A 12,078-nucleotide genomic window follows, 5' to 3' on the forward strand; every position below is an offset into this window, starting at 1 on the left:
TTAGCCCCATGATTAACGTCCTTGTGGCCGACGACGAGCTGCCCGCCGTCGAGGAATTGGCATTCCTACTGGGCCAGGACCCCCGCGTCGGCACCATCCACCGTGCCATGAACGGCGACGAGGCTCTGGCCCTGCTGGCCGAACACCCGGTCGACGCAGCCTTTCTGGACATCCACATGCCAGGGTTGTCAGGACTGGAACTGGCCGAAGTGCTTGGCAGGCTGCCCAACCCGCCAGTCGTTGTCTTCGTCACAGCGGATGACGACCGGGCGCTTGAAGCGTTCGAGCTGGCCGCCGTCGACTATCTCCTTAAACCCCTGCGCAACGAGCGGCTCACCCGCACGGTTGACAGGGTCGTGGAGCTGGTGGCCCACCCTGCCGCGGCCGCGGTCGTTGAGATGATCACCGTCGACCAGGGCGGCGTCAGCAAGCTGATCCGTCTTGACGAGGTGAGGTTTGTCCAGGCGCAGGGGGATTACGCCCGTCTGCACACCGCCGAGGCAAGCTACCTGATCCGTGTCCCACTGGCAGATTTGGAGCAACGCTGGGCGGAGTCCGGCTTCATCCGGATCCACCGTTCCTACCTTGTCTGCATGCAGTTCGTCACCGCCTTGAAGCTCAGCGCAGCCAAGCCGACAGTATCGGTTGAGAGCGCCGTCCTGCCCGTCAGCCGCAGGCACGTCCCGGTGCTGCGCGAGCGTTTACAGGCCACGAGGGTGCGGCCGCTGCAATGACGCCCACGAGGACTGCCGGGCCCGGGACTTCACTGCTGAGAGGACACTTCTGATGACGCTCGGACCCGAAAAGCCGCCTGCCCCGGGCAGGGTCAGGGTTTCTGCGCCACGCAGCCACGCCCAGCACATCCCACACGGTACAAGCGTGTCCTATGAGGTTGCCGAACAGTCGGCCGTCGGAGAGGTGATGGTGCGTGCACTGATCCGTTCGCAGCTCCGGCTTGCCCTGGTGGTGTCTGCCGGATTCCTGGCGGCGTTGCTGCTGTGCTGGGGCATTGTGCGGTGGGTGCCCTCCTTTACCGACTGGCGGATCCTTGGCATTCCGGCGGCGTGGCTCATGATGGGCGCCGGCGTCTACCCCATCATCGGCGCCTGCGCCTGGCTTTACGTCCGGGCCGCAACAAGAAATGAAAGCCAGTATCGCGACCTTGTGGGCGAAAAATGAACCCGGTCATCGGGTATTCGGCCTTGATTCTTGTGTCCGTTGCGACAACCGTGATTGGCTTTTTCGGGCTGCGTGCCTCGCGCACAACGAGCGACTTCTACGTTGCCTCGCGCACAGTCCGCCCCTGGTGGAACGCCTCTGCGATCGGCGGCGAATACCTCTCCGCGGCCAGCTTCCTCGGCATTGCCGGACTCGTGGTCATTTCAGGCATCGAGGCCCTCTGGTTCCCCATCGGCTACACGGCCGGCTACCTGATGCTGTTGTTCTTTGTCGCCGCACCGCTGCGGCGTTCAGGAGCCTACACAATCCCCGACTTCGCCGAGGCAAGGCTGGAATCAAGCACGGCCCGCTATGTGACAAGCCTGCTGGTGGTGGCCGTGGGCTGGTTTTACATTGTGCCGCAGCTGCACGGCGCCGCACTGACGATCCGGACCACCACAGGCCTGCCTTCCTGGGTTGGCGCAGGGGCCGTGGTCCTGGTCGTGGGCCTGACAGTTGCGACAGGAGGAATGCGCTCCATCACCTTCGTCCAGGCATTCCAGTACTGGCTCAAACTCACGGCGCTGGCCGTCCCTGCCATTTTCATTTTGCTCGCGGCGACCGGCACGTCAGGTGAGGCTCCGGCACTGCCTGCCGGCACGGAAATCTTCCCGCCGGTCGATGCGATCTCGCCCGGATCAACGTACCGGACAGTCTCGCTCATGGTAGCCCTGCTGTTCGGTACGCTCGGGCTCCCCCACGTGCTGGTCCGCTTTTATACGAACCCCGACGGCGCAGCTGCCCGCCGCACGACCCTGATCGTTTTGGGGCTGCTCTCGCTCTTTTACCTGTTCCCCACCATTTACGGGCTGGTGGGCCGGACGTGGATGCCTGAACTGGCAGCTAACGGCTACCCGGACGCCACTGTCCTGCTGCTGCCCCGGGCCCTGATCGGAGGTACCGCCGGCGACCTGCTCACGGCCCTTGTGGTGGCCGGAGCCTTTGCCGCCTTCCTCTCCACAACCTCGGGCCTAGTGGTCTCGTTGGCCGGCGTCATCAGCCAGGATGTCCTGGGCGGCAGTGTGCGCGGATTCCGGATTGCCGCCATTGTCGCCGCCGTCGTGCCCTTTGGGGTTGCCATGATGACCGACTCCCTGGCACTGGCTGGCAGCGTTGGCCTCGTGTTTGCCTTTACGGCCTCGACCATCTGCCCCCTGCTGTTGCTGGGCATTTGGTGGCGCGGACTGACAGACGCCGGCGCGGTGGCCGGCATGCTCACCGGCGGCATCCTGTGCGGAGCAGCCATCCTTACCGGTTCCCGGCTTGGCGACGGTTCACAGTGGCGGGACCTGCTGATGCAGCCGGCGGCCTGGACCGTTCCTGCCGCGTTCCTGGTGACCATCGTGGTGTCGAAGGCGACAAGGCACCGGCAAAGCTCCACGGTTTCCCGGTTCATGACCAAGCTGCACGTGCCGGAGCGCCCCCTGGCCGCTGATATCCCGCGGACCCAGGGCTGAGGAACTGCCGGCAAACCTGTGGTTAAACAGAAATGGGGCCGGGCGGAAATTCGCCGGCCCCAGTCATCCCGGCGCTACCTCGGGGGCAGCGGGTCGATGGCTGCCATCAGCTCAACGACACGGTCAAGGAAAGCATCAACCTGGCTTTCCTCATAGCCGCTGTTGCCCTTTTCGGGAGCAAAGACCGCCCGCCTGACAACGTCAACGCTCAGTTCTCCGTTGTCCTCGATGTAGACGAGCAGCTCGCGGCACAGCACATCAACGTCGTCTATGTTGTAGCTTTGGGAGCTCTTCCTGGACGGGCGGCGGAACCTTTGCCCGTCGGGGCGGTGAAGGCGGGCACGCAGCACGGAGGCCGTCTTGCCGATCTTCATCATCCAGGCCTTTTCGCCCTCCGCCGCGATCAGCAGTTCCTTCTCACGCAGCACAAACTCATCTTCGATCCTGTCCATCGCCGCATCGACAGCTTGCGCGCTGTAACCGCCGCGGGCAGGCGCGAATGACGCCGTGCGCACGTCCAGGCTTGTGATGGCCGTGCCGGGGGTGTCCGTGTTCAGGAAGTAGGCCCGGGCACGCTCCAGGAACACGTCGACCTGCTTGACGTTGTAGCCAACTTCCTTGGGCCCGACCAATTTGAACTTGGAGTTGGTGCGGGGCGTTTCTTCCACTGTCACAGTCATTCCTTGAACTTTTCTCTACGGGTTGCATCAAACGGTGTGTCGCGCCGGGGCCCGGCCGTCAAAAACTGCCCAATACGGTGAAGATGGCGTACGCCACCGGAGCAGCAAACAAGATGGAATCCAACCTGTCCATCACGCCGCCGTGGCCGGGAAGCAAATTGCTCATGTCCTTCACGCCAAGCTCACGCTTGACCATGGACTCGGCGAAGTCCCCGCCAGTACCGGCAAAAACCATGCCGACGGCAAGGGCAAGGCCCACCCACCAGTGCTGGTCGAGCAGGAAAACAGTTGCTGGAATGGCCACCAGCATGGCCCCACCGAGCGAGCCGGCAAACCCTTCCCAGGACTTCTTCGGGCTGATTTTCGGTGCCATCGGGTGCTTGCCAAAGAGCACGCCCACCAGGTAGCCGAAGGTGTCGTTGGCAACCACCAGCAGGAGCATGATCAGAACCTGCGTGACGCCCGGGTTGATGTGCGCCAAATCGAGGGTCAGGCCAAAAGTCGCGCCGTGCTCACCACGGAGCATCAGGAACACGAAGCCCATCAGGAACGGGATCCACATGAGTGAAAATACGCCGGCAAGGATGCTCTTTACTGCACCCGGCTCGGAATCAAGGGAACGCCACAAGAAAGTGGCACAGGCACTGGCGACCAGGGCGAAAAGCAGTCCTTCGGCACCGGCAAAGTAGGCGGATGCCGGCATGGCCAGGGCACCAACCATGACGGGGGTGAGCGGGGCCTTGATGCCCCGGGTGGCTATGGCGCGGGTGACTTCCCAGACGCCGACGCACACAAACACAGTCGCCACGCCAACGAACGCCACGGGGTAAAACAGCAATGAACCTATGACCAGCACCAACAGGCCAACACCAACGCTGAATGCCGCAGGCAGGTCGCGGCCTGCCTTGGGCGTCCGCGGAGCCTTCGCCGCGCTTGCAGCCACCGGCAAGGCCCCGACGGGACCCTGCGGAACCGGAATCACCGGAAGGCCTGTTACCTGTGCCGCGGAAACCGGACGCGGCGCAGATTCGTGTTCCTGTTCTTGCTCCGAAAGTTCGACGTCGTCCTCGTCACTGGCGGTTACCATCCCACCAGGGGCACCAGCGTCGTCCGGAGTCCGGGCCGCAGGTGTTTCAACCTCAGGCTTGTCAACGACCTCTTCGACCGCTGCCTCGCCGGGAGCCTGTGCTTCGGGAGTCTCCTGCACAGGCGGCACAGGCGGCACCTGCGCGTTCTTGGGCACAATAATGGGAATCATGCCTGTCAGCTCCGCCTCGCGGCGGGCCTTACGTGAGGGAAACTGGTAGCCGGCCGGTGCTGGCACGAGCTCGTGCCCTGAATTTGACGCGGCCGGCTCCCCAGCGGAACCGGCCTGCGTACTCTTGGGGTCGGTCATTAGACCTCGAGAAGCTCGACTTCCTTGCGCTTGAGCAGCTCATCGATATTGTCGGTGTGGGCCTTGGTCATCGCATCCAATTCCTTCTCGGCACGGTTCCCTTCATCCTCACCGGCGTCGCCATCCTTGACCAGCTTGTCCAGCTGCTCCTTGGCCTTGCGGCGGATGTTACGGACGGAAATCTTGGCATCTTCACCCTTGGTGCGGACAACCTTGACGTATTCCTTGCGTCGTTCGGCTGTCAGTTCCGGCATCATGATGCGGATGACATTGCCGTCGTTTGACGGGTTGGCGCCAACCTCGGAGGAGCTCAATGCGCGCTCGATGTCGTGCAGGGCGGTCTTATCGAACGGGGTGATGAGCAAGGTGCGGGCTTCGGGCACGGCGAAGGATGCAAGCTGCTGCAGCGGCGTCGGTGAACCGTAGTATTCCACCATGACCTTGTGGAACATGGCGGGATTGGCACGGCCCGTGCGAATGGCGGAGAAGTCCTCTTTGGCGACCTCAATGGCCTTGTCCATCTTTTCCTCGGCCTCGAGCAAAGTATCTTCGATCACGCGTCTCTCCCTCAATAAATAACTACACAACTTTCCGCGGCGTGTGCACGCGGCAATTCTGAGTCCATCCTACCGTGGCTGGCCCGGGAGCCCGGGCCAGCCACACGCATAATTGGCCGATCATGGCCTTAGGGCGTGACCAGGGTGCCCAGTTCCTCACCGAGGATGGCGCGGGCCACATTGCCTTCACCCTCCATGCCGAAGACCAGCATGGTCACGTTGTTGTCCTTGCACAGGCTGAACGCGGTCTGGTCCATGACGCGGATGTCGCGGGCCATCGCCTCGTCGTAGCTGAGGTGGTCAAGCTTGACGGCTGTGGGGTCCTTCTTGGGGTCTGCCGTGTAGACCCCGTCAACGCCGTTCTTGGCCATGAGGACCACGTCGGCGTGGACTTCCAGCGCACGCTGGGCCGCGACTGTGTCGGTGGAGAAGTAGGGCAGGCCTGCGCCTGCACCGAAGATGACCACTCGGCTCTTCTCGAGGTGGCGGATGGCGCGCCGCGGAATGTAGGCCTCGGCGACCTGACCCATGGTGATGGCGCTCTGGACGCGCGTGTCAACGCCGGCCTGTTCGAGGAAGTCCTGCAGCGCCAGGCAGTTCATGACGGTGCCGAGCATGCCCATGTAGTCGGCGCGTGAGCGGTCCATGCCCGAGGCGGAGAGTTCGGCGCCGCGGAAGAAGTTGCCGCCGCCGACAACAATGGCCACTTCCACCGTGTCAACGGTGCTGGCGATCTGCTTGGCGATGCCGCGGATCGTGTCAGGGTCGACGCCGAGCTTGCCGGCACCGAATACCTCGCCCGAGAGCTTGAGCAACACACGACGGCGCCTGCCTGTTCCCGCTGCTGTTTCGGTGGTGCTGTGCGCGGTCTGCGAAGTGTTCGTGGTCATGGTGCCTTCCGTGGGTACCGGCGCTTGGCTGGCGGCGCATGGATTTCGCCGCGCCGGCCGTTTGCGTGCAGTTGTGCTGGGGGTGCTGCTTCTCACCTGTTTCGACCCAGCGTTAAGCCGGGCGAAGGGGTGCGTCTAAAATCTTATCCGACGTTGCATGCAAAGAAGGGGCAACCGCAGTTCGCGGTCACCCCTTCTTCGTCACATCAGGCTAGTTCACACAGGTGAATTATGCCCCAACGCGGAAGCGTGCAAAGGCAACAGCCTTGACGCCTGCTTCTTCCAGAACAGCGCCGACGCTCTTCTTGGAGTCCTTGGCGAATGCCTGGTCAACGAGAACCATTTCCTTGAAGAAGCCGGTCAAACGGCCTTCAACGATCTTGGACATGGCTGCTTCGGGCTTGCCTTCGGCTACTGCAGTTTCTGCGGCGATGCGGCGTTCGCTCTCCACGGTCTCGGCAGCAATCTCGTCACGGCTCAAGACAGACGGGGACATGGCAGCGATGTGCACGGCTACGTCGTGTGCAACTTCCTGGTTGTCACCGTCGATGGCGAACAAGACGCCAACCTGGGCCGGGAGGTCCTTGGAGGTCTTGTGCAGGTAAGCGTCAACCGTTGCACCCTCAACGCGTGCAATGCGGCGGATGGCAACCTTTTCGCCCAAGAGTGCGCCAGCTTCGATAACGACCTCGGACATGGGCTTGCCGTCAACGTCAACCGCCAACAGGGCCTCGACGTCGGCTGCACCGGAGGACAGCGCGGTGGCCAGAACCTTCTTGGAGAATTCGATGAAGGGAGCAGCCTTGGCAACGAAGTCGGTCTCGCAGTTGACTTCAACCATGACACCAACGCCGTTTTCAACAGCGGCGGCAACGAGGCCTTCAGCAGTTGAGCGGCCTTCGCGCTTGGTTGCACCCTTGAGGCCCTTGATGCGGATGAGCTCCATGGCCTTCTCGGCGTCGCCGTTTGCCTCGTCGAGAGCCTTCTTGACGTCCATCATGCCAGCGCCAGTGCGCTCGCGCAGAGCCTTGATATCAGCGGCGGTGTAGTTCGCCATATGAACCCCTCAGTGTAGATTTTTAAGTAAATAAATTGGTACTAGGCCAGTTCTGGCAGGACCGCTTTGCCGTGTGGGCGGTGCGATCCTGCCAGCATCTGGTTCCTTAGTGGCAGGCCCGGGAAATCATTTCCGTAGGCTCTACCGGGAAAAGTTTTTTACTTCTCGGTCGCAGCGTCAGCAGCAGCTTCGGCCGGAGCCTCAACAACAGCTTCAGCGGCGGGTGCTTCAACAACAGCGTCAGCGGCGGGTGCTTCAACAACAGCATCGGCGGCGGGTGCCTCGAGGAGCTCGCGCTCCCAGGCAGCCAGCGGCTCAGCCGGAGCTTCGGTGTTGCCGGTTGCCTTGTTGTTGCGGGCGATCAGGCCCTCAGCAACAGCGTCGGCGATGACGCGGGTCAACAGCGCAACGGAGCGGATGGCGTCGTCGTTGCCCGGGATCGGGAAATCAACTTCGTCGGGGTTGCAGTTGGAGTCCAAGATGGCTACAACGGGGATCTTCAGCTTGTGAGCCTCGTCGATGGCGAGGTGTTCCTTCGGGGTGTCAACAACCCAGAGCACGGACGGTGCCTTGGTCAGGTTGCGGATACCACCGAGGTTGGTCTGCAGCTTGGTGAGTTCACGCTTGAGGAGCAGGAGCTCCTTCTTGGTGTGGCCCGAGGAGGCAACGTCGTCGAAGTTGATTTCTTCGAGTTCCTTCATGCGCGAGATACGCTTGGAAACCGTCTGGAAGTTGGTGAGCATGCCACCCAACCAGCGCTGGTTTACGTAAGGCATGCCAACACGGGTGGCCTGCTCTGCGATGGCTTCCTGAGCCTGCTTCTTGGTACCGACGAAGAGTACGGTTCCGCCGTGTGCAACGGTGGACTTCGTGAACTCGTAGGCGCGGTCAATGAAGGACAGTGACTGCTGCAGGTCGATGATGTAGATGCCGTTGCGCTCCGTGAGGATGAATCGCTTCATCTTCGGGTTCCAACGACGGGTCTGGTGTCCAAAGTGGACGCCGCTGTCAAGCAGCTGGCGCATTGTTACGACGGGCATGCCGACGCTCCTTTAATATAATTTAACGGTTGTTTAGCTTTTAGGCCCGGCCGGAAAACCGGTCAAGCCCCAGCTCCTGGCACCCATCGTGCATTCCATAAACCACCGTAAGGCGGACCGTATGGGCACAATCCTTTAGCCGGATCCGGGATCTCTCCCGGTACCTCATCAGGGTGGGGCGCGCGTAGTCAGTGCACAAAGAGCACACTGCTCTGTCAATGTTACTACAGAGCGCTCGACCCAGCTGACCACATCCACTCCCCCACAACCGGCTCCTATCCGGGTTTTGCGCACATTGACCCCGGGTGCGGCTGCGCGCTGGTTCCTGGGCGCGCACGATTGAAGGATGAGCATCATGACCGGCCACCGGGGACTACCCCTGCTGGGCATCGTCCTGCTCGCCTTTTCCCTGCTGCCGGGTCCCGCGCCGTCGTTCGCCGCCACCGATTCAGCTTCACGTTCGACGGCGGCAGCCCCCCTCCCGGGGTCACTGGCCTGGGGTTGGCCGCTGGCTGGCAAGCCGCGGGTTGTGCATGCTTTTGACCCGCCGGCGAAACCGTGGCTGGCCGGCCATCGCGGCGTGGACCTGGCTGCGGCGCAGGGCAGCCAGGTCCTGGCACCCACGTCAGCGGTCGTCAGCTTTTCCGGGAGGGTCGCCAACAGGTCCGTGCTCACGATTTCCGTCGACGGTGGATTGCGGCTGAGCCTTGAACCTGTGACCTCAGACTTCAAGGTTGGCGATGCCGTTGCGCGGGGGCAGGTCATTGGCACCCTCGAGGGGCCCACACACTGCGATGGCGCCCCATCGGGCGCGGCCAGCTGCCTGCATTGGGGCGTGCGGCGCGGGGAGGAGTACCTTGATCCCCTGCAATTCGTCATGGACCTGCGCCCCTCGATCCTGCTCCCCTTGCTGGGCGGAGCCGCACAGAGGAGCATGCCGCGACGTGCGTTACACGATCGCGGAGACTCCGGTGATGGCCCTGCCGGTGACGAGGGTGTTGATCTCGTAGGTGCCCTCGTAGGAGTAAATGGCTTCAGCGTCGGCAAAGATCTTTGCCATCTCATAGTCGGTGACAATGCCGTTGCCGCCCAGCAGGCTGCGACCCATGGCGACAGTTTCGCGCATGCGGGAGGTCGTGAACGCCTTGGCCAGTGCCGACTGCTCATCCTTGGCGATGCCCTGGTCTTCCAGCTGAGCGAGGCGGACCATCATGCCCATCGAGCTGACGGTGTTTCCGAGCATTTGCACCAACTGGTCCTGGACCATCTGAAAGGAGGCGATGGGCCGGCCGAACTGCTGGCGTTCGACGGCGTAACGGCGGGCAACGTCGAAGGCCGCCAGCTGCTGGCCCACTGCCTGCCAGGCCACGGCTAGGCGGGTGACTTTCAAGACCTTATTCGTGTCACGGAAGCTGTTGCCGCCTGCCAGTTTGAAATCGTGCGGAACCACCACGTTCTCCAGCGTGATGTCGGCGTTTTGGACCGTGCGCAGGGCGATCTTGTTTTCAATCTTCGTGGCACTATAGCCGGGCAGCGTCGTATCGACAAGGAATGCCTTGACCTGGTTGTCGGCAACATCGCGGGCGTAAATCACGACCCAGTCGGAGAAGGTGGCGTTCCCGATCCAGCGCTTGGCCCCGTTGAGAATCCAGTTATCCCCATCGCGGACGGCCGTTGTGCGGGTGCCGCCGGCAACGTCGGATCCGCCAAGCGGCTCGGTTAGGCCGAAGGCGCCGATCTTCTTCATGGCGTAAATGTCGGGCAGCCAGGCAGCCTTTTGTTCCTCCGAGGCCAGGGCTTCGATCGAACCGGTGAACAGGCCGTCGTGGACGCCCATGAACGTGGCGATTGAGGCGTCTGCGCGGGTGAATTCGGCGTGGACAATGCCGGCAAAGACGTTCGAGTAACCCTGGTGGCGGACAGGGCTCATCAGGTTTGCCTCGGCAAGCTTGGGGATCAGCTCCATGGGGAACTCCCCGCGGTTCCAGCAGTCCACGGCGATGGGCTTGACTTCCTTGGCCAGGAAATCGCGAATTTCCGCCAGGCGCTCCCGTTCGGCCACGGAGAGCAGCTGCTCGAAACCGTAGAAGTCGCCATCGGCGTAGGGAAGGTTTTTTAGGTCTACTGCAGCCTTGGACACGGGCATTCCTTTGCTTGAACTCAACTTTGAACAGTCAACCGTTCGGCCCACAACCAAACATGTTACTGATCAGTAACATACAGCATCCGCATGACGCAGGCAACATTCTGCGGTGCCGTCCCTGCCATTCCCCTCCCCTCGAACCGGTCCGGACAGTTGAACCGCAAGTCCGTCAACAGGTGAGCCCACCTACAAAAACTCCCACCAAAATAAAAAGAGCCGCAGGCCAGGTTCCTGAAAAGGAATCTGACCTGCGGCTTTACTTGTAGGGCCACTCGGACTTGAACCGAGGACCTTAGGATTATGAGTCCCGCGCTCTAACCAGCTGAGCTATGGCCCCACGCATGGTGCCTTCCCTCGCCGGCAGCACCGAAATACGGTCAGCGGAAAAGCACTCCCACAATCCTAAGGGGTGAAGGGCTAAACTGCGTGATCCTCGAAGCTTCCGCCACGATAAATGTCCTCAAAGGTGTCAAGGGTCTTCTTCAACCCGTGCCGGGCGACCAGGCCGTGGCTTGCTTCACCCATGGCTGCGCGGTCCTTGGGAGAGAGGGTCATGATGGTCGTGATCTTCTCGGCGAGGTCGTCGCTGTCATTCGGCTTGAACAAGTAGCCGTTGACGCCGTCCTCCACCAGGTGCGGCAGGGCCATGGCGTTGGCCAGCACCACGGGAGTCGAGGCGCTCATGGCTTCAAGGGTCACCAGGGACTGCAATTCAGCGGTTCCGGGCATGACAAAGAGCTCGGCCTTGAGGTAGACCTCGCGCAGTTCCTCATCACTGATCAACCCGGTGAAGGACACCCGCGAGGAAAGGCCCAACTTTTCAGTCTGGGCCTTGAGTGCATTCTTGACCTCGCCGCCACCGACAACTACCAGGTGCAGGTTCAACTCTGCCGGCGTCTTGGCAATGGCATCAATGAGGACGTCAATGTGCTTTTCCTCGGCCAGGCGGCCAACGAACGCAATGGTCGGGTAGTCGTTGCGGCGCATGGCCTCGCCGTCGGCCAATTCGTAGTTGCCCGAGTCGATGCCATTGGAGAGCGGCAGGACCTTGCGCAAGAACGCGTGCTCGTGCATGGCCTTGGCCGCCAGCGGTGTAGGCGTTGTGACGACATCCGCCCGGCTCATGACCTTGCCCATGTCGCGCCAGGAAACGCGGCCAACGATGTTCTTGAACCATTGCGGGAACGGCAGGAACGGGTTCAGGTTTTCAGGCATGAAGTGGTTTGTTGCCACAATGCGGATGCCCCGGCGTTCGGCTTCGTACACCACGTGTTCACCGATCATGTAGTGGCTTTGCACGTGGACGACATCCGGCTTGATCACATCAAAGAGTGCCGAGATGTCCTTCTTGATTTCCCAGGGCAGGCTGATCCGGAAGTACTCGTGGGTGGGCACTGACCGGGACCGCAGACGGTGCACGGTGGCCTCCGCGCGATTTTCGGTGAACATGGGGCCGCCATTTTCACGGCACGCCATCACATGCACGTTGTGGCCCCTGGCCGTCATCCCCGACGCCAACCGGAAACTGAACTGCGCAGCACCGTTGATGTGCGGCGGGTAAGTGTCAGCCGCGATCAAGATCGTCAGCGGCTTTTGGGCGCCTTCACCCTGGGTGGATGTCACGGATAAAACTCCTGATG

General features: G+C 62.0%; 11 protein-coding genes, 1 tRNA gene and 1 pseudogene. 4 read left to right on the plus strand and 9 right to left on the minus strand.

Annotated features, from left to right (window positions below; translation table 11 throughout):
• Positions 1-8: 8 nt before the first annotated feature.
• Genes AAGW05_RS07495 through AAGW05_RS07505 form a run of 3 tightly spaced genes read left to right on the plus strand, consistent with a single transcriptional unit; the run spans position 9 to position 2,675 of the window.
• Positions 9-734, plus strand: a complete 726-nt coding sequence (locus AAGW05_RS07495) for a LytR/AlgR family response regulator transcription factor (protein ID WP_411803867.1) — start codon at positions 9-11, stop codon at positions 732-734.
• A 52-nt stretch (positions 735-786) separates the two neighbouring features.
• Complete coding sequence (locus AAGW05_RS07500) at positions 787-1,179, plus strand: hypothetical protein (protein WP_411803868.1); 393 nt, start codon at positions 787-789, stop codon at positions 1,177-1,179.
• Positions 1,176-2,675: a cation acetate symporter gene (locus AAGW05_RS07505; RefSeq protein ID WP_411803869.1), complete on the plus strand. Its 1,500-nt coding sequence runs from the start codon at positions 1,176-1,178 to the stop codon at positions 2,673-2,675. The genes AAGW05_RS07500 and AAGW05_RS07505 overlap by 4 nt, the downstream gene beginning before the upstream one ends.
• A gap of 74 nt (positions 2,676-2,749) precedes the next feature.
• Here the strand turns inward: AAGW05_RS07505 and AAGW05_RS07510 are convergent, their stop codons facing one another.
• The 6 genes from AAGW05_RS07510 to rpsB all read right to left on the minus strand — a co-directional run bounded on the left by AAGW05_RS07510 (position 2,750) and on the right by rpsB (position 8,295).
• Entirely contained in the window at positions 2,750-3,355 is a 606-nt protein-coding gene (locus AAGW05_RS07510) for a DivIVA domain-containing protein (RefSeq protein WP_411803870.1), read from the minus strand.
• Positions 3,356-3,413: 58 nt separating this feature from the next.
• Positions 3,414-4,304, minus strand: coding sequence for a phosphatidate cytidylyltransferase (locus tag AAGW05_RS07515; protein ID WP_411803948.1), 891 nt, complete (start codon positions 4,302-4,304; stop codon positions 3,414-3,416).
• A 446-nt stretch (positions 4,305-4,750) separates the two neighbouring features.
• Positions 4,751-5,308: a ribosome recycling factor gene (gene frr, locus AAGW05_RS07520; protein WP_411803871.1), complete on the minus strand. Its 558-nt coding sequence runs from the start codon at positions 5,306-5,308 to the stop codon at positions 4,751-4,753.
• Between the two features lie 128 nt (positions 5,309-5,436).
• Complete coding sequence (gene pyrH / locus AAGW05_RS07525) at positions 5,437-6,198, minus strand: UMP kinase (protein ID WP_411803872.1); 762 nt, start codon at positions 6,196-6,198, stop codon at positions 5,437-5,439.
• 229 nt (positions 6,199-6,427) lie between these two features.
• Positions 6,428-7,255, minus strand: coding sequence for a translation elongation factor Ts (gene tsf / locus AAGW05_RS07530; protein WP_411803873.1), 828 nt, complete (start codon positions 7,253-7,255; stop codon positions 6,428-6,430).
• Positions 7,256-7,413: 158 nt separating this feature from the next.
• On the minus strand, positions 7,414-8,295 hold the full coding sequence (rpsB, locus tag AAGW05_RS07535; RefSeq protein WP_411803874.1) for a 30S ribosomal protein S2: 882 nt from the start codon (positions 8,293-8,295) through the stop codon (positions 7,414-7,416).
• A 355-nt stretch (positions 8,296-8,650) separates the two neighbouring features.
• Between rpsB and AAGW05_RS07540 the strand changes: the two are divergent.
• A pseudogene (locus tag AAGW05_RS07540) lies at positions 8,651-9,148 on the plus strand (M23 family metallopeptidase); the annotation flags it as partial.
• 96 nt (positions 9,149-9,244) lie between these two features.
• On the opposite strand, the gene AAGW05_RS07545 reads toward AAGW05_RS07540, so the two are convergent.
• From AAGW05_RS07545 to AAGW05_RS07555, 3 genes are all read right to left on the minus strand, one after another.
• Entirely contained in the window at positions 9,245-10,441 is a 1,197-nt protein-coding gene (locus AAGW05_RS07545) for an acyl-CoA dehydrogenase family protein (RefSeq protein ID WP_411803949.1), read from the minus strand.
• 260 nt (positions 10,442-10,701) lie between these two features.
• A tRNA-Ile gene (locus tag AAGW05_RS07550) sits at positions 10,702-10,775 on the minus strand.
• 80 nt (positions 10,776-10,855) lie between these two features.
• Entirely contained in the window at positions 10,856-12,061 is a 1,206-nt protein-coding gene (locus tag AAGW05_RS07555) for a glycosyltransferase (protein WP_411803875.1), read from the minus strand.
• Between the last annotated feature and the right edge of the window lie 17 nt (positions 12,062-12,078).

It is taken from the genome of Arthrobacter sp. LAPM80 (assembly GCF_046736435.1).
GTDB lineage: Bacteria > Actinomycetota > Actinomycetes > Actinomycetales > Micrococcaceae > Specibacter.

Excerpts from the sequence above, each read along its gene's own strand:
- rpsB (WP_411803874.1), bottom strand. The coding sequence starts at position 8,295 with ATGCCCGTCGTAACAATGCGCCAGCTGCTTGACAGCGGCGTCCACTTT.
- AAGW05_RS07505 (WP_411803869.1), top strand. The coding sequence starts at position 1,176 with ATGAACCCGGTCATCGGGTATTCGGCCTTGATTCTTGTGTCCGTTGCG.
- AAGW05_RS07510 (WP_411803870.1), bottom strand. The coding sequence starts at position 3,355 with ATGACTGTGACAGTGGAAGAAACGCCCCGCACCAACTCCAAGTTCAAA.
- tsf (WP_411803873.1), bottom strand. The coding sequence starts at position 7,255 with ATGGCGAACTACACCGCCGCTGATATCAAGGCTCTGCGCGAGCGCACT.
- AAGW05_RS07495 (WP_411803867.1), top strand. The coding sequence starts at position 9 with ATGATTAACGTCCTTGTGGCCGACGACGAGCTGCCCGCCGTCGAGGAA.
- AAGW05_RS07500 (WP_411803868.1), top strand. The coding sequence starts at position 787 with ATGACGCTCGGACCCGAAAAGCCGCCTGCCCCGGGCAGGGTCAGGGTT.
- AAGW05_RS07545 (WP_411803949.1), bottom strand. The coding sequence starts at position 10,441 with ATGCCCGTGTCCAAGGCTGCAGTAGACCTAAAAAACCTTCCCTACGCC.
- pyrH (WP_411803872.1), bottom strand. The coding sequence starts at position 6,198 with ATGACCACGAACACTTCGCAGACCGCGCACAGCACCACCGAAACAGCA.